Origin of the sequence: Psychrobacillus sp. OK028, from assembly GCF_900103605.1 — a bacterium.
GTDB lineage: Bacteria > Bacillota > Bacilli > Bacillales_A > Planococcaceae > Psychrobacillus.
Window position 1 is genome coordinate 374054 of sequence record NZ_FNHY01000001.1, and the last position, 25930, is coordinate 399983.

Genomic DNA, 25930 nt, shown 5'->3' on the forward strand with positions numbered 1-25930 from the left:
AATTACTCACTACTTTCTATAATTTAATGGCACTATTACAGAATATGTAGTATAGAATAATTTTGTTCGGGAATAAAGTTATTTTGAATGCTTGTATAATTAATGAGAAATGGGCGTTTAGCCAATACTCGAATACCCCAACATACATATAGATATTAGGATACTAAAAAAGGGGGTTTGATGAGTGAATAAGAAAACGATACTTTCACTAGTTGATAAAGTGGTTAAAGTAGATAGAGGTGGTCCAGAATCCCGTGTAGGTAAGGTATTAGCGGCAAAGGATGACTACTTTATACTGCTAACGGAAGATGACGGCATAATTTATTATAATATCCAACATATCAAGAGCATCACGTATAACTCAAAAAAACAGATGGATTTCAATGTTGTAATACCTAGAGATTTTGAATATATCCAAGCAGATGATTTTAAAGGTGTTTTGGAAAAATTATCATTACACTGGGTGAAAATTAACCGCGGCGGACCAGAAACACTAGAAGGTGTAATGGATGTTGTTACAGATGAGGTTATTACAATCGTGGCAAACGAAGAAATAATTCATCTTGCTATGTTCCATATTCGCAATATTAGCTATGGAGTTAAGATTGAAAAAACCAAAGATACTAAAAATAATAATGCTAAAAAAGAAGCGAAAACAGAAGCGAAAACAGATACAAATAATCAGGAAAATACAAACTAAAGTTATAGAATAGCTTGATTATACATTCGTCGCTTACTCTAAGCGACGAATATTTTATAAGGGAGGAGCCCTTAAAGTGAAAAAATACTTCACAAATGTGTTGTATACCAATAAAAATAGGAATATTGGATTGCATCTAACAAATAATCGATTTGTAGAGGGCATCTTATTGGATGTTAAACGTAATCATATTGTATTAGAAATAAATGAAGATATTGTGTATTTAGCCATTAACCAAATACAAGCACTTTCAAAAAATACCACAGATCTAGGTCTAGTAATGAATTCCATTCCGCATCTTGTTAGAGATGATTTGACAGATGTACTAATTGCATTACGATATCACTGGGTTACGTTAAATAATTATAGTAATCATAGTTTTTTTGGAGTTTTAAGCTGTATCCATGAGGATTATATTATTCTAATCCATAACAAAGAGTTACTTTATGTGCCTATTTCACATATTACAGATATTTCTGGTGAAATAACGATTAATGATTACACCTTTTTAAATAAAAAGGAACAGCGTACTATTCAACAGCTATATAGATCAGGTTTAAGTAAAGAAACTTTTGAAATTCAAGATGAAAATTTGATACACGAACAGGAGAAAGATACTCCTGCAGATATGAAGATTATCGAAGAAATGACAAAACCAATAAATAATAATGAAGATATAGATCAAAAGGAAAGTTCTTCTATTTTAAATGCTAAAGACAATCTATCCATTAGTGAGATAGCGGAACATTTAAAGCAAGCATTAGAGGAAAATGCTTTTTCTCCTCAATTAGACGAGAAGCTAGAAATTAATGCAGCTGAAATTATAACTCAGCAAGCAGAAGAACAAAATATTGACACTTCCGCCGAACAGCAAATCCTTTCGACAAGTCCTTTAAAAGTGAAGGAAAAAAGTGTACTTTTAACGGCATGGAGTACGATGAACAGTGATCAATCAACTGTTGCGCAACTAAAGGAAACTAATTCGATTAGAAAAACGACCACACAAACTAGATCTTTTTCAAATCAATTAATCGAAAGTTCAAATAGTGAAGACAAACAAGAGACTTCAAATAAAATATCGCAAGTTTCTGAAAAAAAAAAGATCAAATAAATGAGAATGTACTAAGTCCAAAAGAAGTAAAAGAAATGTTGGAGCAACAATACTTTGCATTGATGAATTATGCTGCAGTACAAATTTCAAATGGCTTTAATTTGAACCAAACAGTAAATAGATCATACTTTCATCCAAGAATTGAAGGAAGTGAATACTGTCCAGAGATAATTGGACAGAGAAAAATCATTAATAGTAATCCAATTTATGATTCTAAACAAGAGACGGTTGCATTAGAAAAGCAATATATTTCGTTGATGAAACATGCAAAATCCATGTACCGTAGTTTAAGGAAAATTTAGTTAACAGATGAATAATTGGTAAAAGGAGTTGTGACCTTGAATAAAATTATTCAAAGTCTGGTCAAGGAATTAGTTCAAATTGAAGTTTCAGGAAAAAAGATATTAAAGGGTGTTCTAATTGATTTGGGAACAGACCTAATGGTTATTTTCAACGGAACAGATTATTTGTATATTCCAATCCATCATGTCCATAGTTTCCGTGCAATCCAGAAGAATGAATTCGAAAAAATTGTTCCTACTGAATCATCTAGTAATCAGTTTGAAAGATATAGTGAGGATTTGACTTTAAAAACTGCCTTGCATCAAGCTACGGGTAAGTACTCTGAAATATATTTGATAGATGATCAACCTTTGCATGGTTGCATTACTCAGGTAATGGCTGACTATTTTGAGTTTTATTCTCCTGTCTACAAAACGATGTATATTTCTACAAATCATTTGAAGTGGCTAATTCCTTATGTTTCAAATGAAGGTCCTTACCGTTTAGATAGTACCTACGTCAAACCATTAGTGCAAGCACCGCTTGAAAATACATTTAATGCTCAAATAGAGAAGTTTAAATTTAAAATGGGTGTATTCAATATTGGTGGAAGTAAGAGTCATGTAGGGAAAATAATAAATGTAGAAAAACAAATAGTGGAACTCGAGAAAGCAAGAGAGATTAAAAATTTTCTAAATATTAATCACTTAAAGACATTTCACGAAGTATAAGTAGGAAAGACAAGGGAGTAGTTATGAATAATACTTTCGCTGTATTGGTTAAAATAATCTCAAAAATAGAAGCATGAAATGATTCATGCTTCTTGAATTTGGGAATACAGAGTGTTTTTTTTTGAGAAAAATGAAAATATAAATTAATAGTTATATAGATATGGACATACACCTCGTTTCTTCAAGGAGAAGGAGAATATACATACAAGGAAGAGGACAATCTTGACAAGGAGAGGAAATGGTATATGTATGAGTTTGCAAATTGGAATCGCCACTTTGGTGTTCCTATCTACTATGCTAATCATTTTTGTAAGACCTAGGGAAGTAAATGAGGCTTGGCCTGCAACAATTGGAGCTGTGATTATTTTAATAGCAGGAATTGTGTCTTTAGAAGATGTACTAGATATTATCAATAAAATTGGAGGAGCGTCCATTACGATTATATCTACAGTTGTAATGGCTGTTATATTAGAAAGCTTCGGTTTTTTCAACTGGGCAGCTACCCGAATTGTAAGTTTATCAAAAGGATCGGGTTATCGATTGTATTGGTATATACAGTTATTGTGTTTTGGGATGACATTATTGTTCAATAATGACGGTAGTATTTTAATAACTACTCCCATTTTAATATTACTTCTTAAGAACATGCGACTAAAACCTCCTCAACAGATCCCCTATTTAATCAGTGGAGCACTAATTGCAACTGCCTCAAGCGCACCTATAGGAGTAAGTAATTTAGTTAACCTAATAGCTTTAAAGATTGTTGATATGTCCTTATGGATGCACACTTTAATGATGTTTGTCCCTGCAACTATAGGGTTAATGTTTATGTCATATTTGATGTTTATTATTGTGAAGAAAAAGCTGCCAGTAACTTTACCAAACTCTCTCATAAATATTGAAGAATCCTTTTTCACAAAAAGCTTCCATCCACTGAAAACAAGTATCTCCTTAGAAACAAAACAAAAACGTACTCAATTTATGTTGAAGGTCCTATTCTTTGTTTTAGTTGTCCGAGGTCTGCTATTTGTCGCATCTTATGTAAATATTCCCATTGAAGTCGTAGCAGTAGTTAGTTCGATCATACTTCTAATTTGGCGAGGCTACTATTTAAAATCAAATCCAATAGATATATTGAAAAAAACGCCATGGCATATTCTAATATTTGCATTTTCTATGTATGTAATAATTTATGGTCTGCACAATGTAGGGCTAACTGCTTTATTAGTACAATGGTGTGAACCAATAGTTCAGCAAGGTTTATTTCAAGCAAGTTTCATCATGGGGGGATTAGTGTCTATACTTTCTAACCTTTTTAACAATCACCCTGCTTTAATGATTGGGACAATTACATTAACAGAGATGGGCTTAGATCCAATAACTTTAAAAACAATCTATCTTGCAAATATCATTGGAAGCGATATGGGTTCACTATTGCTACCCATTGGAACACTCGCTTCACTTATATGGATGGATATTCTAAGAAAAAATAAAATAAAAATTACTTGGAAGGATTATTTAAGCATTACTATAAAGGTTATTCCTTTAACAACGATTGTAACGCTAACACTCTTATATATTTGGGTGCAGTTAGTTTTTAGTTAGCTTAAAGAAGTACTTGAGATGAATAGGCTATTAGAAAGCAGGAACTTTTCAATTAAAGAAGGGCGCCTGCTTTTCTCTATAATTCTATAATTACATAAACCAAATTCAAAAAAGTATACTAACTAGTGAAAACCGAACAACACTTCTTTCCGCTTTAGGCGGACGTTTCCACGGACACGGCTTCAACTACGGCCTTGTCACTATACGGATAAAGGGTTGCGAAATATAGTAAAAATTTGTGTTTGAAAAAATGATTCACATAAAAAACAAAAAGAATCCATGATAAAAAATCTTACTGCCAACTAGAAAATAATAAAAAGCTTGGAATGTTAAGATGAATTTACTATGGAGACCTATATCGTTTGCTTAAAATTTACAGTGAATTACATTAGTTATTAGTATGTATATGTTTTTGATAAAGAGAATGACACAAATAATGCAGCATATTGAATTAAAGTAATTCTATCCAACAACAAACGGAGGGCCATAACGCTAGTCACGGCCCTCCACATTAGTTAATATTAAATTTGTTTCTCCATAGCTCGATGAGGAATTCCAGCCTCTAAAAACTCAGGTGAAGTTATTGTATAATTTCTTTTTTCATAAAAAAGGATAGCCTGACTTTGTGCATTAAGCTTTAACTTAGTAAGACCAGCAGAAGTTGAATAGTCCTCCATGCATTGCATCATAAGATTTCCTAAATTCTTCCCTCGATAACTAGGAAGAATACAAACACGTTCTACTTTACCGACACCTGGCTCAATTACTCTGATCCTGCCAGCTCCAAAAGGTGTGCTCTCATCGTAGGCTACAAAATGCGCTGCTTCTGCGTCATATTCATCGAGTTCAAGGTGTAGTGGGACATCCTGTTCCTCTACAAAAACTTTTCTTCTTATTTTAATAGCATCTTCATATTCTTTTTCAGTTTCCACTTTTTTTGCATAAACCAATCCTTACTCAGCTCCAGACAATCTAAATGTTTCGTATACAGTCCATGATCCATCTTCTAATTGATATAAAAGATGAAGACGATCGATTACTTCTTCAAATTGTGCACCAATCATTTTTAATTGAGGGAGAACATCATCATGTTCACTTGCACTCATTTTTTGAGCAATTGTAATATGGGGAACAAAAGAATAACTTTCCTCATCATTGTATTCGATAGCATTTAAATCTTCATGTAGCTTAATTAGTTCATCTGTTGCCTGTACATTAAAGTATATTGCATTCGTAACAGGGGCAAATGAACCAACCTTTGTTGTTTTTAAAGTAAATGGTTTGTGGTTTTTTACAACTTGAGAAACCTTTTCTGCAATTGTTTTTATTTCATTTTCATCAGCTTCAAATACTCCTTTAATGGTCATATGTGGAGTGATTAAAGCATAGTGAGGGTCATAACGCTTTCTATAGGAGTTGGCGAAGTCCTGGACTTTTTTTGATGGAAAAGCAACAATTCCGTATTTCATTTTAACTACCTCCTCAAATTTTTATACAATCACATTACTATTATAACAAATATATCTCTATAGGCTAAAATTATGCAGGAGAGATCTTTTCATATCTGGTTGCCAAAGCTTCCACGTATGGTTACCTTCTAATTCGTCATAAAAGGTCAAAATCCCTTTATTTTTAATTAAATTATGCAATTGTCTATTAGGTGTGATAAAATCTGTTAGTTTGCCGTCACCTGTTTTCACTGCTTTTTCTTCCGTTCCAATGACATGATATAGCGAAAAAGCATGTACGTCTTCGTGATTTTCCACTTTTTTTAGAACCTCATCATTTACAAGTGGAGAGTGCATTATTACTTTTCCAAATGTATTTGGATAAGCTAAAGCAGTCATTAGTGAAACAGTCGCTGCTAAGGAATCGCCAATAAGAGATCTTCCCATACCAACCTGATATGTAGGATAATTCTCATCTATATATGGGACTAATTCTTGAGCTAAAAATCGAGTATATGCGATATGCTGAGAACCTTCCGGATGGTATTTACTTCTCCGGTCTTTAACATCTTTATAAGGTACTCCAACGATGATTAAGTTTTCTATCGCTACCTCTGCATATAATTCATCAGCAACCCGGGAAATTCTGCCTAGTTGAAAATAGTCCTTGCCGTCTGACGCTATTAGTACAGAATATTTATATAGTGGTGAATAATTTGGTGGTAAGTAAATTAGTAGCTGCATATCTTCCTGTAAAGCTTCGCTAAAAATAGATATATCTTGTATTGTACCTTTATTCATAAGTTCCTCCTAAAGTCATTCATGTAGTAAAGAAATTGTATCATATACTAGCAAAGAGGTATAATAAACCAAATGCCGTAAAATCAAAGGGGATAATATTATGGACAGACAGACATCTAGAGTACATTCACGTGAAGTGGAGCAAGCTACAAAGGATGCTTTAAAAAGACGAGGCGTTACAATTGAAGAAATTGCTAAAATTGTCTATGAAATGCAGTTTCCATATAACAAAGGGCTTACGATTGAGCATTGTATAGAGTCGGTTAAAAGTGTTTTGAAAAAAAGAGAAATGCAGCATGCCATCTTAGTTGGTATCGAACTAGACGAGTTAGCAGAGAAGAAAATGTTATCTGCACCGTTACAACAAATAGTAGAAGCAGATGAAGGATTGTTCGGGGTAGACGAAACGATTGCTCTAGGGGCTGTATTTACTTACGGTAGTATTGCTGTAACTACGTTTGGTCATTTAGATAAAAATAAAATAGGACTTATTTCTAAACTAGATACAAAAATCGGTGGAGCTGTTCATACTTTTTTGGATGATTTAGTGGCAAGCATCGCTTCGAGTGCGGCTTCACGGTTAGCTCATCGGACGAGAGATTTAGAAGAAGAAAATGAAACGTTTGCAGATATTCCACCAGAAGAAACAGCACCAGAAGTTAAAATAAAAGGTGCTAGAACTTAAAGCTGTGTGGTCTCGTTTTAAAGAGGCCACACAGTTTTTTTTGAAAGAAAGTATAAAATAGTATTCCGTGAACACTGGGTTTAAGATACTTTTTAGAATAAATAATATTACTGATTTCCGATACAGGTGGGGAACAAAGGCTAAGAGCGCCACCTCGTGTGGCAACGCTTCGTGACCAACATCCTGTTGGCCTCCGAGGGGTGAGCGATGAGCTATCACCGTCGCTAACGCGTCGTTGTGATAGCTCATCTGTTTCACTCATCCCACTGGAGCCGCCACCTTCCACTACATCAACGAAGCGAGTTGTAATCCCGAATTAAATTTGTCACAGCGTATCTCATGGATGAAAATAATAGGCAAAGTTGACGGAAAAAAGGATGCTTTTTTTGAGACGTTCGCCCCCAAAAAAACAGCATCCTTAAATTTACGGGGTATAAATATAGCAAGACGTCCGTTCAAAGCTTTTCGAAAAAGATGTTGAACTTATAGGACCGGTCTGTTTTGCCAATTATTTCTTGTTATTCCCCCGATTTTTTATATCCTGCTTTAGTAGCATCCTGCTCGGTGCAGAACCATTTTTCAGGATTTGTTTGCTCATAATACTTTCCACTAGGTAGATGGTAAATCTTTTTACCCTGCCGATTAATATTACCCTTTATGTTACATTTTTCGGCTGATTGTACAGCTTCTTGGGTGTTATTATTGACCATAACTGAAGCATCGAAGCCCCTGTTCGTGACATAATCCTCTGTCTTCCATACACCGATATTCTTCTTCTTCGCAATTTCAGCTGCATTTTCAAACTCATCTAAATACCGAGTATTCGGAGGGAAAACATAGGCAACACGGGCAAGCCCCTCTTCTAACAATATTTCTTGAACGCTATTCCCATCGACATAAATATATGCTAGCAGTCTGCCATAATCATCAAAACGATTCCCTACATCAAACTCGATTGTGACATCCCCACTATTTAATAATTCCTTATTGCGTTGTTTTGATTCTTCACCAAAAGGCTGCTTTCCTAATGTTTGATGGTTTGTTTCCGGTGTATCTATTAGCAAGTATCGAACTTTTTCTATATTTCCATTATACTTGACCTTAATAGTATCACCGTCAATTACCTCAACAACTTCTACCGAAATTTGATCTGTGCTTCCACTTGTTTGAATAACACCATTAGTGGAATTTTCTTCACAACCATACAGAAAGCTAAAAAGTAAACCTACCCATACAAAAAACTTTTTCATTAATATCACCCATTGTATTGTAACATGAGTTAAAAAGGAGAAGATAGCATGACACAAACAGTAGAATTAGCCTTTAATTATCGGATGGAGGATGTCTTAAAAAGATTAGCTTTCGATCCATTAAATTCGGTTGATATAGCCAATCAAACAGTCAAAATCCCTATGGAAGAATATATTATAACGGTTCAAAGTATCGGGTCATTTCATGAACCTAAATTTATAGTAACGGGCTTAGAAACAAAGGAACAATTTGAACGAGTGCAATCCATCTTTCATTTTAATCGAAGCTTAGAACCAATTCAAAAGCACTTTTTAAATACTAATTTACATTCGTTGTTTTTAAGATTCGAAGGAACTCCGATTATTACGGATTTTTCTTTATATGCAAATATTATTAAAAGTATCATTCATCAGCAGCTAAATCTTTCTTTTGCTAGAACATTAACGGAGAGATTCGTTCATACTTTTGGTAAATGCAAAGAGGTTGTTTGGTTGTATCCATCACCTGAAACTATAGCGAGTATTAATGTTGATACGTTACGTCACATGCAATTTAGTACAAGAAAGGCAGAGTATATTGTAGGGATATCTAAAGCTATTGCAGAGAGTCAATTAAACTTGGAGGCACTTTCCACTCAAGAGGATGATTTCATTATTTCAGAACTAATCAAGTACAGAGGAATTGGTCCTTGGACAGCAGAAAGCTTCTTGTTGTTTGGTTTAGGAAGAGCGAATTTATTTCCATTAGCGGATATAGGGCTTCAAAATTCACTTAAAATACTTTGGCATTTAGACAGAAAGCCTATGAAAAGTGAAATTACACCTCATTTAGCCTCGTGGTCGCCTTACAATAGCTACGCCGCTTTATACCTTTGGAAGAATATAGAATGAAAAAAATCAGCTTTTCCTTAATATATGAAGGGAAAAGCTGATATCCTATACCGATTATTCAATTAGTTGTCTCCGTTTCACCTTGTTCTTCTTTAAAATATAAAAAAGATTCTTCTTCTATTTCATTCATACGTTCCTTATTAAGTCCTAATGCGATAGCTCCTGTAAAAATGGGCTCCCACCATGTTTCTGTTTCAGTCATTGTTATTTCCTCCCTTAATACGTTTATTTATATATCAGTTTTATACCCTGTGAACTTTCATTCATAAACTATTTTGTTGAAAAATGAATCAATTAGCATAGCTTTTCTGAAGTGTATAGGCTAAAAGTTTTGCTATATGTGTCACTTTCATAAAATACAACGGAGATTTCCGCTCTAGCCGGGCGCTTTCTGTACAGAATTAAAAACGTGTAATAAGTTAAGATTTCAGATTAAGAATCAAAAAAATTGATCAATTCTCAATTTTGTTGGAGAAGAATTCTTAAAAGTAGTATTCCACGAAAGACACTCTTCATGTATACCAAAAATAATTGCTTGTTCTTTCTTCTATTAGAAATACATAGTATGATTTCTTTAAGAGTAAAGAAATGGAAAAGGAGTGAGTAAAAATGAAATTTACAGAAGAACAACTAAATCATATGATAAATGAGCATCAAGCCTACTTTTTTAGTGGAATGACGAGAACTGTGGCATTTCGAGTAGAACAATTGGAAATACTTAAAAAGACGATTAAAAAGTATGAAACAGAAGTAATCGAAGCTTTATACAAAGATTTAAGAAAAAGTGAATTTGAAGCCTATGTGACGGAAATCGGATTAGTTTATGACAATATATCTTATATGATTAAAAATTTGGAGCAGTGGATGGCACCAAAGGTTGTAAAAACACCAGTTGCTTTAATGCCATCTAAAAGCTTTATCGTCAACGATCCATATGGTACGGTTTTGATCATTGCACCATTTAATTATCCTTTCCAGCTTGTGATGGAACCACTTATAGGAGCAATTGCTGGAGGAAATTGTGCAGTTATTAAACCTTCTGAAGCAACACCAAATACATCTGATATCGTGAAAAAAATAATTGCGGAAGCATATGATTCAAAATATATTCGAGTTGTCGAGGGAGAAAAGGAAGAAACCTCCCTGTTAATACATGCGGCTTTTGATTTTATTTTCTTTACTGGTAGCGTTCAAGTAGGGAAAATAGTGATGAAGGCAGCGGCGGAACGATTAACTCCAATCGCTTTAGAATTAGGTGGAAAAAGTCCAGCAATTGTTGATCACACAGCTAATTTAGCTGTTGCGGCTAAACGGATTGTATGGGGGAAATTCGTGAATGCTGGTCAAACATGCATTGCACCTGATTATGTATTAGTGGAGGAAAATGTTAAAGATAAGTTTATTGAACAGTTAAAGAAAGCAATTGTTCAGTTTTATGGCAAGGATATTCAACAAAGTAATGACCTTGGAAGAATAGTGAATAGTAATCATTTTGATCGACTAATTAGTGTTTTAGAAGCGGAAAGGGACCAAATTATTTTCGGTGGAAAAATGGACCGGGATGATTTATTTATAGAGCCAACACTATTAAATGGTGTTGACTTCAATAGTCCATCTATGGCGGAAGAATTGTTTGGTCCTATATTACCTATTATTGGTTATAGCGATTTACGAAGTATAGTCCATCGAATTCGCAAATTGCCAAAACCTTTGGCAGCTTATATGTTTAGCGAAAACGAAAAAGCACAAGCATTCTTTCTTCAAGAGCTCCCATTTGGCGGTGGCTGTATAAATGACACGATTACACATGCTGGTAGTGCACATCTTCCATTCGGAGGAGTAGGAAATTCTGGGACTCAAGCTTATCATGGGGAAGCGAGTTTTACGTTATTTACACATCAAAAATCCATTGTAAAGAAAAATACTACCTTACCGATTAATATTGTTTTTCCACCATATAAAAATAAAGTGAAGCTAGTGAGAGGTTTACTAAAGTAATTATTGATAAAGCATACAATGAAAGCGCAAATTAATAGAATTATATGCTACAAAAGTCATCCTATTTAGTTAAGATAGGATGGCTTTTTATATTCAGCGTTAATCAAATTGCCTAAAATATTTTAAAATGTCACAATTTCTGTCATAACTGATACATATTCACTGTATGTTCATTGACAAATAGTGACCATTTAACTAATATTGAGTTGAATATTGATACTTAACAACCATTTTTAGGTGGGGGGAGTAATATGAAGTCTGTATTTAATACGAACACCGATGAATTATTATATAAAGTTAAAACTGCAATATTTGATGAGTCATTGGCGAGTGATATAGCACTTCAGGAGAAGCTAGACGATGCCTTTTTTAATATGGAGCTTATGGATTATGCAGTAAACGAAACGATGATAATAGCTGTTACCAACAAGGCTGGACAAATATTATATGTAAATGATCGCTTTTGCGATATTACGGGATACTTGAAAGAAGAGTTAATAGGAAAAACACATAAAATTATTAATTCCAACACTCACCCTGCATCCTTCTTTAAAGAAATGTGGCAAACCATTTTAAAAGGGAGCACATGGACAGGAGAAATATGTAATAGACGTAAGAATGGTGAATTATATTGGGTGAAAACATATATACTACCTGTTGAGACATATGGTAATGATACTTATTTTCTCAGCATTCGTACGGATATTACATTAGAAAAAGAAAAAGAAGTATTATTGCAGTCCAAACTACTTTCCTCATTTGAAACAGTTGTACACCATATTAACAATTTAGTTTTCAAAGTGGAAAGAGATAGTGATAACAATTTAGGCTTTTCCTTGTTTACAGGGAAAATCGCTGCCGATTATTTAGCGGAAAAAGGGCTACAAACGATTCAACCCAATAGTGATTCTATAAAGAAAAAAGTTTTAAGCCCAATCTATAGTATAAATTCATACTTTTCTGAAGAGATGACAGACAGATTATTATTTAATATAAAAAAAGTTAATATCGGGGAAGAAGTCTCCTACAAAGAATGGTTTGGTGATAGATGTGTACATATTACAATCTCTCCAATTGAACAAGATGGAATAATAAGTGGTGCGATTGGTATTGGCAACGATATTACGGAGCTCGAATCAGCGCGAACTGAACTCACTGAGCTGGCATACCGTGATCATTTGACAAATACCTATAACACAGCTGCTCTCGAAAGAGATATTGTAGAACTGATAAATGAAAACCTGCCATTTAGTTTTCTTTATATAGATTTGGACCGATTTAAAAATATTAATGATTCTTTAGGTCATGTTACCGGTGATTCGTTACTTAAACTAGTTGCTAAAAGAATTATGAATTTCTATAAACAAACTGGTGAGTTATATCGCATTGGTGGGGATGAATTTGTTGTGCTGATTGTGGAGCGACAAAAAGAAAATAAAACACTAGAAAATGCATTGCAATTAATCCGCAAGATTGAAGAGCCTTTTAGTATAGAAGAAATGGAAATATATATATCATGTTCTATTGGAATTGCTTCCTTTCCGTTGCACGGATCTAGTTATAAGGAAATGCACCGAGCAGCTGACCTAGCACTTAATATTTCAAAGGAGTATGGAAAGCGAACTGCTGTAATATTCGATAAAAAGTTTATGGAGGGTCATGTCAACAAGGTAGGGTTAGAAAGTGATATTCGGTCTGGTTTAAATAATCATGAGTTTTACCTAGTCTATCAGCCTAAAGTAAATTTGAAAAGAGAAAAAGTTGATGGCTATGAAGCATTGATTCGATGGGATAAAAAAGGTAAAGAAATTATTCCGCCAAACGACTTTATACCTTTTGCAGAAGAAACAGGTCTTATTATTTCTATTGGAAAATATGTGTTAGAAGAAGTATGTAAACAAGGCGTTGCGTGGCTCAAACAGGGGATTCCTTTTCAAACTATTTCCGTCAATATAAGCCCCGTAGAGTTGGAGCAGAATGATTTTTTAACAAATTTGCAAGAAATTTTGGAGAAAACGGGGTTACCTCCAAAATATTTAGAAATAGAGATGATTGAAAATATATTAATGAAGAACATGGATAAATTATTAGATTTATTACATAAATTAGAAAAGCTTGGAATCAAGCTAGCAATGGATGATTTTGGTTCTGGGTTTTCTAACTTCCGATATTTAAGCGAGCTTCCAATCCATACATTAAAAATTGACCGAAGTCTAATGGACCGGGTATTAATGGGTCGTGATGAAGTGATAGTGTCCTCTATAATTAGAATCGGTCATAGTTTAGGTCTAGAAGTAGTTGCAGAGGGAGTAGAAACCAAAGAGGTTGTAGATTTTTTAAAGGCTCATAATTGTCATACAATACAAGGTTATTATTACTCAAAACCTATTGAAGTATATCAAGTGCCAAGTTTTATATTAAAGTAATATTTTGGTATGATTAAGGTATGCTTAAAGGAGGATTTATAATGTCATTTTCATTTCATGCAAAAGATACAGTTTCATTATTAAAACAATTAGTAGAAATCCCTAGTCCATCTGGTTATACAAAAGAGATTATGGATTTTATGGAAAACATTCTACAGAAACTAAAAGTGGATTATATTAGAACAAATAAAGGGGCATTAATCGCAACTATAAAAGGTTCTGATGAAACAAAGCACCGTCTTTTAACTGCGCATACAGACACTTTAGGTGCGATGGTAAAGGAAGTAAAAGGCAGCGGTAGATTGCAGCTTACTATGGTAGGTGGCTTTAACTGGAATGCTGTGGAAGGTGAATATTGTACTATTCATACAGCAGATGGTAAAAAAATACGAGGCACTATTTTAATGCACCAAACTACGGTGCATGTATACAAAAATGCTAGTGGTTTACCTCGTGATGAAAAAAACATGGAAGTTCGTATAGACGAAAAAGTATTAACTGCAGAAGATACACGTAATTTAGGTATAGAGGTAGGGGATTTTGTTTCATTTGACCCTCGATTTGAAGAAACCGAAAACGGGTTTATTAAATCTCGTCATCTAGACGACAAAGCTAGCACAGCTTTACTCCTTCAATTAATCAAAACTATTCAAAACGGGGATGTTACCTTACCACATACAACTCATTTTTATATTTCTAATAATGAGGAGATTGGATATGGTGGTAACTCAAATGTACCAGCTGAAACGGTAGAATATTTGGCTGTAGATATGGGTGCTATTGGAGATGGACAAGCATCGGATGAGTTTACGGTTTCTATTTGTGCAAAGGATTCATCAGGACCATACCATTATGAATTAACTCGTCAATTAGTAGAGCTAGCTAAAAAAGAAAATATCGATTACAAATTAGATATTTATCCATACTACGGGTCTGATGCTTCGGCAGCAATTCGAGCAGGGTATGATGTGAAGCATGCATTATTAGGACCTGGGATTGAAGCATCTCATGCGTATGAACGTACACACATCGATTCATTAGAAAACACTGCTAAACTTTTATATAGCTACGTGAATACGAAAATCTCATAAAAATCGGGTAAAACCGATTTTTTTTAATCAAGCTCCGGCGCCTAAGCACCCTCGAGACGTTTCAGAATATCCGATAAGGAAAATTAAGTCTTATCGCCATTCTTTTAACGCTTTTCGTGGCTAGTTTGGGCGCTTTTGCTATTTTTTACTTGTTTTTTTCCCTTTAAATCCATATGATAAGAAAGTGAATAAGAAGGAGATATAACAGAATGGACATAAAATTACAAGATGAAATATTAAAAAGAAGAACCTTTGCAATCATTTCCCATCCAGATGCCGGAAAAACAACTATTACGGAAAAGCTTTTATACTTTGGTGGAGCTATTCGTGATGCAGGAACAGTTAAAGGGAAAAAGTCTGGGAAATTTGCAACGTCCGACTGGATGGAAATTGAAAAGCAACGTGGAATTTCGGTAACCTCGTCCGTTATGCAATTTGACTATAATAATTGTCGTATAAATATATTGGATACACCTGGACATCAGGATTTTAGTGAGGATACGTATCGTACGCTAATGGCTGTAGATAGCGCAGTGATGATTGTCGATGCAGCAAAAGGTATTGAAGCTCAAACGTTAAAACTATTTAAAGTTTGTCGTATGAGAGGTATTCCTATTTTCACTTTTATTAACAAGCTGGACCGTCAAGGGAAGGAACCACTTGAACTAATGGAAGAATTAGAAGAGGTTCTTGGTATTCAATCATATGCTATGAACTGGCCAATTGGTATGGGGAAAGAGTTCTTAGGAATTTATGATCGTTTTAATGGACGTATTGAGCAATTCCGTACGGAAGAATCTGAGAGATTCCTTCCTTTAGATGAAGAGGGAGAGCTTGCAGTTGATCATTCAATGAAAGAAACTTCTTACTATACACAGGCTATTGAAGATATAATGTTGCTAAACGAAGCGGGTAATGATTTCGATAAGGAAAAAGTATTGTCCGGCGATTTGACTCCCGTATTTTTTGGTAGTGCTCTAACTAATTTCGGAGTACAAACATTTTTAGAAACGTATTTACAATTTGCACCGACTCCTCAGCCTCGCATGACTGAAAAGGAAGAGGAAATAAATCCCTTAAACGAAGATTTTTCAGGTTTTATCTTTAAAATTCAAGCGAATATGAACCCAGCTCACCGTGATCGTATCGCCTTTGTTCGTATCGTTTCTGGTAAATTTGATAGAGGCATGACGGTAACCTTGGCACGTACAGGAAAAACGTTTAAAGTTACACAGTCTACTCAATTTTTGGCCGATGATCGTGAAACAGTGGAGACGGCGGTTGCTGGAGATATTATCGGGCTTTACGATGTAGGAAATTATCAAATAGGAGATACGGTTGTCGGTGGTAAGAAAGCTTTTACATATGAGAAGCTTCCTCAATTTACACCTGAGCTATTTGTTAAAGTAACTGCTAAAAATGTACTGAAGTCGAAGCATTTCCACAAAGGAATATTACAATTAGTGCAAGAAGGAGCAATCCAGTATTATAAAACACTACACACAGAGGAAATTATTTTAGGTGCTGTTGGTCAACTTCAATTTGAAGTGTTTGAGCATCGTATGAATAATGAATATAATGTGGAAGTCCGAATGGAACCAATCGGATCTAAGGTTGCAAGATGGATTGAGAACGAAGAAGAGGTTAAGGAATCTATGACAGGTCCACGTTCGATGCTTGTAAAAGATCGATACGATAATTATGTGTTCTTATTTGAAAATGAGTTTGCCACTCGTTGGTTCCAAGACAAATACGAGCATATTAAGCTTTATAACTTACTGTAGTATGTAAGAGGTCGCCTTAATGGTGACCTTTTTCTTATTTGTGAGGTACCTTTATGGGGCTTACTCTCGTAGAAGTGGTGGATACTTGCGGTTGCAGGTGATTTACTAGCGCAGCACAATGCTTTACTCTCGGTCATAGGAGATTTACTTGCTCTTCAAGCAGTTTTACTCTCGTTAAGGATTATTTATCTAAAATGACTACAAAATTATTCTATTAGTGGGCTTGTTACTCGGATAAATATTTGAACTCTGCTTCTGTAGAGCATATGATAGAAAGAGCAAATAAGAAGGTGGTCCCCGAATGAATATTAGTGACTTTTCCATAAAAAGACCCGTATTTACAACCGTTATTATGTTTTTAATCATCATACTTGGCGGTGTTTCGTTTTTTAAAATACCCGTTACTTTAATACCAGATTTAAATCCTCCGATTGCAGTGGTTGTCACGAATTATCAAGGGGCAAGTCCAATTGAGGTCGATGAAAAAGTTACGAAGCCATTAGAGGCATCGTTGAGTACTTTACCAGGAATCGAGTCTATTAATAGTACATCCCAAGAAGGGGCTAATTTTATTCTTTTAGAATTCGATTGGTCTACAGATATGGATGCCATTCAGTTAGATGTCATGCAGCGAATTGATATTACACCACTACCTGATGGAGCGGATAAACCGCGATTCTTGAAGTTTGATCCTGCTCAATTCCCAATCATCCAGCTATCCCTAAACACGAAGGATTCAAAAGCTGATATTCAGCAAATAGCAAAGCAATTAGAGAAAGAATTATTGAGAACAGAAGGAGTCGCTAGTGTTAATATATCTGGTTCTTTAGTCGAAGAAGTACAGATTTTACTCGACCAAGAGAAATTAAAAAACAAGGGACTTACACAAGCTGACATCGTACAAGTCATTCAGGCGAACAACATTTCACTGCCTGGTAACCCAGTTGAAACTAATGAGGATAAATCATTAACTACTAGAATTATTAGCACATTAACATCTGTAGAAGATATAAAAGATTTAGTAGTAACTGTTAATCCTTTGGATGGTACAACTATTACGATTGCAGATATAGCGACTGTCGATTTAGCGAAGTCAGAACAATTTTCTCAAACTAGAGCGAATGATGAACCCGCTGTTTTACTATCTGTTTTCCAGGAGTCTAGTGCCAATACTGCTAATGTTTCTACCGCTTTTCAGGAAGCATTAGACAAGCAACTTGAAAAAGCAGAGTTTAAAGATATCAAAGCTAATATTCTTTTTGATCAAGGAGACTATGTAAAAATTGCCATAAACAACATAGGCACTACGTTAATAACGGGTGGGTTATTGGCAATGATCATTCTTTTTATTTTCCTAAAAGGTGTTAGAAGTCCGATAATTGTTGGAGTTGCAATTCCATATTCCGTAATTGTTACTTTCGTTCTCATGTATTTTGCTGGTTTTTCGCTAAATATCATGACATTAGGGGCGCTTGCCCTAGGTATTGGGATGCTTGTTGATAACTCCATTGTTGTTATTGAGAATATAGAGCGGCACTTGGGATTAGGAAAGACCCCTAAAGAAGCAGCAAGTATAGGAACGAGAGAGGTAGCTGGCGCTATTACAGCCTCTACTTTAACAACGATAGCTGTTTTTGTTCCAGTTCTATTTCTATCTGGTTTGATAGGACAAATATTTACGGAATTTGCCCTTACTATTTCGTTTAGTTTGTTTGCATCATTGGTAGTAGCGATTACTGTTATTCCAATGATGGCAAGTAAGTTATTGAAGAAGCCTAAAGGGAATATAGAGGCTAAAAGAAGAAGGTCGAAAGCGTATAATAATTTTGAACGTTCGATTAAATGGACTTTAGGTCATCGTTCCATAATATTAATGATTACCTTTGTACTTTTAGTCGTTTCCGGAATAGGGTTGTTCCGAGTCGGAACAGAGTTTTTACCAGCTACTGACGAAGGATTTATCACTATTTCGATAGATTTAGAAAAAGGCTCTTCATTTACAGCGACAGATACAGTGGTCAATAAAGTAGAAGAAATTCTACAAACAGAAGAGGATATTGAGGTGTATGTAAGTTTTGTTGGGGGCAGTCAGGAAGGCCAATCTAGAGGTAGTGCAAACTCCAATACAGCTGAAATCTCAGTGAAGTTAAAAGCATTAGAAGATAGGGATCGTTCTGTTTTTACGTTTGTTGATGAAGTACAGCCAAAAGTATTAAAAGCTGTAGGAGACGAAGCTGAGATTAATTTTAATGTGCAGACTGCTTCAGGCTCTTCTCCAAATGTTGTGTCATTTACTGTGTCGTCAAATAACAAGAAAGTTTTGGACACAGCAGTTAATAATTTACAACAGGATTTAGAAAGCTTAGAAGGGGTTGTCAAGGTTACGAATGACTTAACTACTAAAGTAGAAGAGGTACAGATTAATGTCATTCGAGAGAAAGCAATTGAATATGGTATTGCTCCAGCTCAAATTGCACAGACCGTAAATAACATAACAAGAGGGGTTTTTGCTTCTCAAATTATTGATGAAAACGACAATGTATTTGGTGTTTATGTCAAATACGATGAAATGTATCGTAGCAATTTGGATCATTTGAAGCAATTGCAGTTACGTACTCCATCAGGTCAGTATATTACATTACAGGACGTTGCAACTGTAGATATTGCTGAAGGGCCAGTCGCCATTCGAAGCGTAGATCAAGCTAGTGCGATATCATTTTCAGTAAAATACGAGTCCAAATACTCCTTAGGGGATATGTCTGATTTAGTAGATGTGGTTATCCAGCAACAGAATTTCTCGGAGGATATCGATGTATCTTTTGGTGGAGATAGAGAATTAATGGATAACTCTAAGAATGACATGATTCTGGCAGTGTTACTTGCAGTGGTATTAGTGTTTATCGTAATGGCAGCACAATTTGAATCATACAAATATCCTTTTGTCATTATGTTTACTGTTCCACTTGTGGTTATTGGTATCTTTATAGGACTATTTACTACTAATTTACCTATAAGTATTTCCGCTATCATTGGAATCTTAATATTGGTAGGAATTGTTGTAAATAATGGAATTGTCTTGGTTGATTATATCAACCAAAGAAAAGCAAATGGAATGTCTTCATATGAGGCAATTATTACATCCGTTCGCGACCGTGTACGTCCCATATTAATGACTGCATTGACTACGATATTAGGTCTTGTCCCATTAGCTTTAGGAATTGGAGAAGGTACAGAGATTAATCAGCCAATGGCCATAACTGTGATTGGTGGATTAATAAGTTCAACTTTCCTCACTTTATACGTAGTACCGATTATTTATAGTTTGCTTGATAAAGAAACAAGGAAAAAAACAACTAAATATTCTGATAGTTAGAGAAAAGAGTCTTCAACTGAAGGCTCTTTTTTTGTATACTGGAAAAAAGGGGTGTTGTTATTGGCTTCTGCATTAATAACTGGATTTCCAGGTTTTTTGGCAAAGAATATTATGAAAGAGTTAAGACAGCAACATAAATATACAAAAATCTATGTTCTCGTAATTCCTTCGCAGATTAAATTAGCAGAAAGTTTAATTGCAGAAATTTATCAGGATCAACTTCATTCTCAAACGATTGAAATAGTAGAAGGTGATATTACGCTCCCTGTAGCAGGTATACATCCAGATACATTTGAAAAGTTACGTGACGAAGTAGAATATGTTTGGCATCTGGCAGCAATTTATGATTTAGCAGTGCCGAAAGAAATTGCATGGAAAGTAAATGTACATGGTACAGAAATGTTTAATAACGTAGTTAGTCAGTTCTCCAAGCTAAAGCGATATACATATTTTAGTACTGCATATGTTGCAGGTTTGCGAGAAGGAATATTGTTAGAAACGGAATTAATTCGACCAGTAGGATTCAAAAATTATTACGAGGAAACTAAATATGAGGCAGAATTGCTAGTGGAAAAGTTAAAGGAGAGAATACCTGTTACGATTATTCGTCCTGGTATTGTTAGAGGACATTCAGAAACGGGTGAAACGATTAAGTTTGATGGTCCGTATTTTTTTGTTAATATGATTTCAAATTTAAGGAAGCTCCCTTTCCTTCCATATCTAGGGAAATCAACTACGTCAATTAATGTGGTACCTAGTGATTATATAACAAAAGCTTCAATCTATTGTTCATTAAGTGAGGGGGCATTAGGTAAAACGCTTCATCTGACTGATCCTAACCCTTATCCAGTAGAGGAAGTTTACAGAGCATTTGTGAAAGAAGTTACTGGGAAGTATCCAAAAGGAAGGTTACCTTTAACTATTGCAAAAACTGCAGTTGCTTTATATCCAATTCGAAAATTTTTACAGGTAGAAAAAGAGACTTTAGACTATCTGACGTGGAATGCTACTTTTGATACGACCAATGCTCAGGCTATTCTTTCAAAAGGGAATATTACTTGCCCAGATTTCATTGAAACAATCCCCTCAATGATTGCATTTTACAATAATCATAAGAATGACCCATCTTTTCATATACCAATAAAATGAAATGACACTTACTTCTTGAGTATTATTTGTTTACAAGCGATCGAGTTATGGGTATAATTATTAACATAACTAAATAGACTTTTGACTAACGTCAAAGGGGAGTAGCTATAGGGAAACCTATTTCATAGTCGTCATTACGTGGCTTATACCACCGGTTATGATAGCAATTATATTATTTTTGCTTAGCAAGACCTTTGCCTTTTTTAAGGCAGGGGTCTTTTTATATGCAAAAAAGGAGGATTTTGATGGATACGGCAATATTATTGGAGTATGGTTGGGTTGTATTAGTTTTGGTAGGTTTGGAAGGTTTATTAGCAGCCGACAATGCAGTCGTAATGGCTGTTATGGTAAAGCATTTACCGAAAGCTCAACAGAAAAAAGCATTGTTTTATGGTTTACTAGGTGCTTTTGTATTTAGATTTTTAGCGTTATTTATGATTACTTTCTTAGTGAATATTTGGCAGGTTCAAGCAATAGGAGCAGCATACTTGTTATTCATTTCGATAAAACATATTTATGATCAACGAAAAAATTCGGATAACCATATAGATATGGATGATATGGCACCCAAAAAAGGCTCTGGCTTCTGGATGACTGTTTTAAAAGTAGAACTTGCAGATATAGCATTTGCTATTGATTCTATGTTAGCAGCAGTTGCGATAGCGGTAACATTGCCACATTGGGGAACTGCTGAAATTGGTGGTATTAATGGTGGACAGTTCGCAGTAATGTTCATTGGTGGAGTTATTGGTCTAGTAATTATGCGTTTTGCAGCACACAAATTCGTTCAATTATTAGAAAAAATGCCTTCACTAGAAACAGCAGCATTTTTAATCGTAGGATGGGTTGGGGTTAAACTTGCGGTAATGACATTAGCGCATCCGAATGTTGGAGTGTTAGATGAGCATTTCCCTCACTCTACTCCGTGGAAGGTAACTTTCTGGGTTGTATTACTTGCAATTGCTATTGGTGGTTATCTATTAGGTGTTGCGAAACAGAAAAAAGAAGCATAATAATTTTAGTAAATGCGTAAAAAGATAGTTTTAGCTATCTTTTTACGTTTTTTTTTTTTACAATGAGATAATAATTACTCGATTTGTCGAAAGGAAATAAAATAATGAAGCAGCCACAACTACAACTTAAAAAGAAATTGAAATTTACACCTGCTCAAGTAATTGTCACTTATTATTTCATTGCAATTGCTATTTCTGTTATTCTTCTTCGTTTACCAGGTGTACATAAACCAGGGGTGGAAGTTGCGTTCATTGACAGTTTGTTCACCGCTGTGAGCGCCGTTTCCGTTACTGGTTTAACTGCAGTAAGTATTTTGGACACATATAGTGTATTTGGCTATTTCATGATTATTCTTATTTTACAACTTGGCGGAATTGGAATTATGTCGTTAGGAACATTTATTTGGTTAATCGCAGGGAAGAAGATTGGACTACGTGAAAGACAGTTAATTATGGTCGATCATAACCAATCGAATTTATCAGGAGTTGTTCACCTGATTAGAGAGATTGTTAAAATTCTACTACTTATTCAACTTATCGGTGCAATACTATTAACTTTATATTTTACACAGTATTTTGATACGTTAAAACAAGCTGCAATTCACGGAATATTTACATCTGTTTCTGCAACAACCAATGCTGGATTTGATATTACGGGTCAATCCTTATTTGCATACCATAATGACTACTTTGTGCAAACGATCACGAGTATATTGATTATATTTGGGGCTATCGGTTTTCCAGTATTGATAGAAGTAAAGGAGTTTTTGTCGAATAAAAACAAAAATTTTCGTTTTTCTTTATTTACAAAGCTTACGACGATAACATATGGAGCACTTCTAATTTTTGGCACAGTTATGATTTTTTTATTGGAGCTGTTTAATTCGTTTAAAGGTATGCCCTGGCATGAGAAGTTCTTTACAGCATTTTTTCACTCGGTGTCAACACGTTCAGCTGGTTTGACTACGATGGATGTTACGTTATTTAGCGAGGGTACTAACTTTTTAATGAGTATTTTAATGTTTATAGGAGCTTCACCAAGTTCTGTTGGTGGTGGAATTCGAACGACAACATTTGCTATAGCACTTCTTTTTTTAATCCATTTTTCACGAGGAAAAGAAAATATTCAAATTTTTAATCGAGAAATTCATTTAATAGATATTTATCGTTCGTACGCTGTTATTATTTTGGCATTAATAATGGTTTTTGTCGCAACATTATTACTCTCTGTCACGGAGCCTGATGTACCGATTGCCTCTTTGATATTTGAAATAACGTCTGCTTTTGGAACTTGCGGTATGAGTCTTGGGATAACAGGCGATTTGTCAGTCATAGGGAAAGTTACTATTATGATTTTAATGTTTATAGGACGAGTGGGGTTAATATCGTTTTTGTTTACATTAGGAGGAAAGCACAACAAAACAAAATACCATTATCCAAAAGAGCGGGTAATTATTGGATAATATAAAACGCCGAGCAATGGAATTATTGCTCGGCGTTTTTAAAAGAAAGTATATAATAGCGTTGGGTAAACACAGGGGTTATGATATTTTTAGTAGATAAAACTACTGAATTCCGTTTCAGGTGGTAGAATAAAGGCTAAATACGCCACATCCTGGGTGCCTCCGTCGAAGTTCTCACCTTCCACTACAATCAACAAAGTAAGTAGTATCTCTCATTAGATTAAGCACCATAAGATTTCCGAAAAAAAGTGATATTGGTTGTGACAATTTCACAACCAATATCACTAAAAATTCACTACGTAACAATTTAGGGGAGTTTCTGTCCAAAACCCTTCGAAAACTTTAGAAACAGGTTTTAACATTAAAGTGTCTGTGGGCTTTTCCCGTTGACAAAAGATAAATGAGGGGTCACGGATTTACCAAAAGTAGTTAATAAATATCCTTCTTTTTCCTCAATAGAACCTTGTATAAATGCATCTACATCAATAGAAATTGGCGTGATAAAGGTTTGTTTATACAATTCACGTTCATTCAACTGTAACGTAGTAAAGGCTTCTCCTGCGATACTAGGATCTTCTACTAATAATTTATACATTTTAGATTGTTCTTCCTTACTAAGATCATTATTCCACCAAGGTTTACGAGGTTGGAACTTCTGTTTTGATAAATAATCTAGTTTCATTACACTTCTAATCGTAGGCAACGAAATATTCTCCAGTCCTTCTAAGAACGCATAAAGTCTTGTATATAAATCCTCTAATTGGTGACCGATTCTCGACCAGTTATGCTCTTCCCAAAAGGTACCGAACTGTTGAAAGAAATCGAAAGGAGTATCAAATACATATTCAAATAAATATTCGAGCGTGCGATCCATTCGATGTGCATTCCAATATTTCTCTAAAACATCTTCTACTTGTTTAATACGTAAAATATCGTCAAAGTTTAACACATTATTTGAGAATATTTCATATGGGGCTTGGTCTACATAAACGTAGCCATATTTTTCAGCTTCAACGCGAAGCCCCGTCCCACGAAGTAATTTTAAAAATCCTAACTGAAGTTCCTCAGGACGCATCTCAAATACTTCATTAAAGGTATTTCTAAATGAAGAATAATCTTCTTCTGGAAGACCGGCGATTAAATCTAAATGTTGGTCAATCTTTCCACCACTTTTAACCATCGTTACAGTTCGTTTAAGTTTTTCAAAGTTTTGTCGACGTTGAACAAGTTCGTTCGTTAAATCGTTTGTCGATTGAACACCTATTTCAAAGCGGAATAATCCTGCTGGTGCATTGTCATTTAAGAATTGGATTACTTCAGGACGCATAATATCTGCTGTGATTTCAAATTGGAAAACAACTCCAGGATGATGCTCGTCTATAAGGAATTGAAACATTTCCATTGCATAGCTTCGACTAATATTAAATGTGCGATCGACAAATTTAATGATTTTTGCACCATTTTCCATTAAATATCGAATATCATTTTTTACTTTATCTCGATTAAAATATCTGACGCCAACTTCTATAGAAGACAAGCAAAATTGACAAGAAAACGGACATCCTCTACTCGTTTCCACATAGACAATACGCTTCGACAAATCAGGAAGATCCTCCACGAAACGATAAGGGGAGGGAGATAATCTTAAATCTAGTTTTGGCGGTAGCACATTAAGTATAAATTTGTCATCTTGTACATAAGCTAGACCAGGAACTTCTTTTATCTTTCTTTTATGAGATAAAAAGTCTAGCAAATCTTTAAACGATTGCTCACCTTCACCAACGACCACGTAATCGATTTCTTTCACTTTTCGTAACCAAATATTTGTATCGTAAGAAACTTCTGGACCTCCTAAAACGACTACTATAGTAGGATCGACAGTCTTAAGCATTTTAATAACCTTTATCGTTTCTTCAATATTCCATATATAGCAACTAAAACCCACAACGTTCGGCTTCTTTTGATAAAGGTCAGCAACGATATTAAAGGTCGGATCTTTAATTGTGTATTCTACTATTTGGGGGTGATACTCGGGTTCAGCATATGCTTTTAAACAGCGTAGTGCTAAATTTGTATGGATAAACTTTGCATTCAAAGTGGTTAATATTATTTTCATTGTTCATAAACTC

Annotated in this window: 21 protein-coding genes; 15 read left to right on the forward strand and 6 right to left on the reverse strand. The window is 34.8% G+C overall.

Annotated elements, in window-relative coordinates; genetic code table 11:
• Positions 1-184: 184 nt before the first annotated feature.
• From BLR36_RS01485 to BLR36_RS01505, 5 genes are all read left to right on the forward strand, one after another.
• A complete protein-coding gene (locus BLR36_RS01485) occupies positions 185-700 on the forward strand; it encodes a hypothetical protein (protein WP_093059705.1) in 516 nt (171 codons plus the stop codon).
• Between the two features lie 76 nt (positions 701-776).
• Positions 777-1811, forward strand: coding sequence for a DUF2642 domain-containing protein (locus BLR36_RS01490; RefSeq protein ID WP_175453939.1), 1035 nt, complete (start codon positions 777-779; stop codon positions 1809-1811).
• A 35-nt stretch (positions 1812-1846) separates the two neighbouring features.
• Positions 1847-2113, forward strand: coding sequence for a hypothetical protein (locus BLR36_RS01495; protein WP_093059711.1), 267 nt, complete (start codon positions 1847-1849; stop codon positions 2111-2113).
• A 36-nt stretch (positions 2114-2149) separates the two neighbouring features.
• Positions 2150-2824 carry a hypothetical protein gene (locus BLR36_RS01500; protein ID WP_093059714.1) on the forward strand — a complete coding sequence of 225 codons (675 nt, stop codon included), beginning with the start codon at positions 2150-2152 and terminating at the stop codon, positions 2822-2824.
• Positions 2825-3073: 249 nt separating this feature from the next.
• A complete protein-coding gene (locus BLR36_RS01505) occupies positions 3074-4429 on the forward strand; it encodes an arsenic transporter (RefSeq protein WP_093059716.1) in 1356 nt (451 codons plus the stop codon).
• 521 nt (positions 4430-4950) lie between these two features.
• On the opposite strand, the gene BLR36_RS01510 is transcribed toward BLR36_RS01505, so the two are convergent.
• Genes BLR36_RS01510 through BLR36_RS01520 form a run of 3 tightly spaced genes read right to left on the reverse strand, consistent with a single transcriptional unit; the run spans position 4951 to position 6678 of the window.
• A complete protein-coding gene (locus tag BLR36_RS01510) occupies positions 4951-5379 on the reverse strand; it encodes a GNAT family N-acetyltransferase (protein WP_093059718.1) in 429 nt (142 codons plus the stop codon).
• A gap of 3 nt (positions 5380-5382) precedes the next feature.
• Entirely contained in the window at positions 5383-5898 is a 516-nt protein-coding gene (locus tag BLR36_RS01515; protein ID WP_093059720.1) for a YjcG family protein, read from the reverse strand.
• Positions 5899-5955: 57 nt separating this feature from the next.
• The gene (locus BLR36_RS01520) at positions 5956-6678 is read right to left on the reverse strand and encodes an alpha/beta hydrolase (protein WP_093059722.1); all 723 of its coding nucleotides are present in this window, start codon (positions 6676-6678) and stop codon (positions 5956-5958) included.
• Between the two features lie 100 nt (positions 6679-6778).
• On the opposite strand from BLR36_RS01520, the gene BLR36_RS01525 reads away from it, so the two are divergent.
• A complete protein-coding gene (locus BLR36_RS01525) occupies positions 6779-7363 on the forward strand; it encodes a phosphatidylglycerophosphatase A family protein (protein ID WP_093059724.1) in 585 nt (194 codons plus the stop codon).
• A 518-nt stretch (positions 7364-7881) separates the two neighbouring features.
• Here BLR36_RS01525 and BLR36_RS01530 read toward each other — a convergent pair.
• Entirely contained in the window at positions 7882-8613 is a 732-nt protein-coding gene (locus BLR36_RS01530) for a thermonuclease family protein (RefSeq protein ID WP_093059726.1), read from the reverse strand.
• Between the two features lie 48 nt (positions 8614-8661).
• On the opposite strand from BLR36_RS01530, the gene BLR36_RS01535 reads away from it, so the two are divergent.
• Positions 8662-9504 (forward strand): DNA-3-methyladenine glycosylase family protein, encoded by an 843-nt coding sequence (locus BLR36_RS01535; protein WP_093059728.1) that lies wholly within the window; start codon positions 8662-8664, stop codon positions 9502-9504.
• A gap of 58 nt (positions 9505-9562) precedes the next feature.
• On the opposite strand, the gene BLR36_RS18675 is transcribed toward BLR36_RS01535, so the two are convergent.
• Positions 9563-9706: a hypothetical protein gene (locus tag BLR36_RS18675; RefSeq protein WP_175453940.1), complete on the reverse strand. Its 144-nt coding sequence runs from the start codon at positions 9704-9706 to the stop codon at positions 9563-9565.
• 407 nt (positions 9707-10113) lie between these two features.
• Here BLR36_RS18675 and BLR36_RS01540 point away from each other — a divergent pair, with 407 nt between their 5' ends.
• The 8 genes from BLR36_RS01540 to BLR36_RS01575 all read left to right on the forward strand — a co-directional run bounded on the left by BLR36_RS01540 (position 10114) and on the right by BLR36_RS01575 (position 23801).
• Entirely contained in the window at positions 10114-11502 is a 1389-nt protein-coding gene (locus tag BLR36_RS01540) for an aldehyde dehydrogenase (RefSeq protein WP_093059730.1), read from the forward strand.
• Between the two features lie 251 nt (positions 11503-11753).
• Positions 11754-13928 (forward strand): sensor domain-containing protein, encoded by a 2175-nt coding sequence (locus tag BLR36_RS01545; RefSeq protein WP_093059732.1) that lies wholly within the window; start codon positions 11754-11756, stop codon positions 13926-13928.
• Between the two features lie 41 nt (positions 13929-13969).
• Complete coding sequence (locus BLR36_RS01550; RefSeq protein ID WP_093059734.1) at positions 13970-15019, forward strand: M42 family metallopeptidase; 1050 nt, start codon at positions 13970-13972, stop codon at positions 15017-15019.
• 209 nt (positions 15020-15228) lie between these two features.
• Positions 15229-16803, forward strand: a complete 1575-nt coding sequence (locus BLR36_RS01555) for a peptide chain release factor 3 (protein WP_093059736.1) — start codon at positions 15229-15231, stop codon at positions 16801-16803.
• Positions 16804-17104: 301 nt separating this feature from the next.
• Positions 17105-20176, forward strand: coding sequence for an efflux RND transporter permease subunit (locus BLR36_RS01560; protein ID WP_093059738.1), 3072 nt, complete (start codon positions 17105-17107; stop codon positions 20174-20176).
• 60 nt (positions 20177-20236) lie between these two features.
• Positions 20237-21325 carry an SDR family oxidoreductase gene (locus tag BLR36_RS01565; protein ID WP_093059740.1) on the forward strand — a complete coding sequence of 363 codons (1089 nt, stop codon included), beginning with the start codon at positions 20237-20239 and terminating at the stop codon, positions 21323-21325.
• A 245-nt stretch (positions 21326-21570) separates the two neighbouring features.
• The gene (locus tag BLR36_RS01570) at positions 21571-22338 is read left to right on the forward strand and encodes a TerC family protein (protein WP_093059742.1); all 768 of its coding nucleotides are present in this window, start codon (positions 21571-21573) and stop codon (positions 22336-22338) included.
• A gap of 104 nt (positions 22339-22442) precedes the next feature.
• Entirely contained in the window at positions 22443-23801 is a 1359-nt protein-coding gene (locus tag BLR36_RS01575; protein WP_093059744.1) for a TrkH family potassium uptake protein, read from the forward strand.
• 361 nt (positions 23802-24162) lie between these two features.
• On the opposite strand, the gene BLR36_RS01580 is transcribed toward BLR36_RS01575, so the two are convergent.
• The gene (locus tag BLR36_RS01580; protein ID WP_093059746.1) at positions 24163-25917 is read right to left on the reverse strand and encodes a B12-binding domain-containing radical SAM protein; all 1755 of its coding nucleotides are present in this window, start codon (positions 25915-25917) and stop codon (positions 24163-24165) included.
• Positions 25918-25930 lie beyond the last annotated feature (13 nt).

Bases quoted from the DNA above. Each gene is read 5' to 3' on its own strand.
- BLR36_RS01495 (WP_093059711.1), top strand. From the start codon at position 1,847: ATGTTGGAGCAACAATACTTTGCATTGATGAATTATGCTGCAGTACAA.
- BLR36_RS01505 (WP_093059716.1), top strand. From the start codon at position 3,074: ATGAGTTTGCAAATTGGAATCGCCACTTTGGTGTTCCTATCTACTATG.
- BLR36_RS01515 (WP_093059720.1), bottom strand. From the start codon at position 5,898: ATGAAATACGGAATTGTTGCTTTTCCATCAAAAAAAGTCCAGGACTTC.
- BLR36_RS01520 (WP_093059722.1), bottom strand. From the start codon at position 6,678: ATGAATAAAGGTACAATACAAGATATATCTATTTTTAGCGAAGCTTTA.
- BLR36_RS01525 (WP_093059724.1), top strand. From the start codon at position 6,779: ATGGACAGACAGACATCTAGAGTACATTCACGTGAAGTGGAGCAAGCT.
- BLR36_RS01530 (WP_093059726.1), bottom strand. From the start codon at position 8,613: ATGAAAAAGTTTTTTGTATGGGTAGGTTTACTTTTTAGCTTTCTGTAT.
- BLR36_RS01535 (WP_093059728.1), top strand. From the start codon at position 8,662: ATGACACAAACAGTAGAATTAGCCTTTAATTATCGGATGGAGGATGTC.
- BLR36_RS18675 (WP_175453940.1), bottom strand. From the start codon at position 9,706: ATGACTGAAACAGAAACATGGTGGGAGCCCATTTTTACAGGAGCTATC.
- BLR36_RS01540 (WP_093059730.1), top strand. From the start codon at position 10,114: ATGAAATTTACAGAAGAACAACTAAATCATATGATAAATGAGCATCAA.
- BLR36_RS01545 (WP_093059732.1), top strand. From the start codon at position 11,754: ATGAAGTCTGTATTTAATACGAACACCGATGAATTATTATATAAAGTT.
- BLR36_RS01550 (WP_093059734.1), top strand. From the start codon at position 13,970: ATGTCATTTTCATTTCATGCAAAAGATACAGTTTCATTATTAAAACAA.
- BLR36_RS01555 (WP_093059736.1), top strand. From the start codon at position 15,229: ATGGACATAAAATTACAAGATGAAATATTAAAAAGAAGAACCTTTGCA.
- BLR36_RS01560 (WP_093059738.1), top strand. From the start codon at position 17,105: ATGAATATTAGTGACTTTTCCATAAAAAGACCCGTATTTACAACCGTT.
- BLR36_RS01570 (WP_093059742.1), top strand. From the start codon at position 21,571: ATGGATACGGCAATATTATTGGAGTATGGTTGGGTTGTATTAGTTTTG.
- BLR36_RS01575 (WP_093059744.1), top strand. From the start codon at position 22,443: ATGAAGCAGCCACAACTACAACTTAAAAAGAAATTGAAATTTACACCT.
- BLR36_RS01580 (WP_093059746.1), bottom strand. From the start codon at position 25,917: ATGAAAATAATATTAACCACTTTGAATGCAAAGTTTATCCATACAAAT.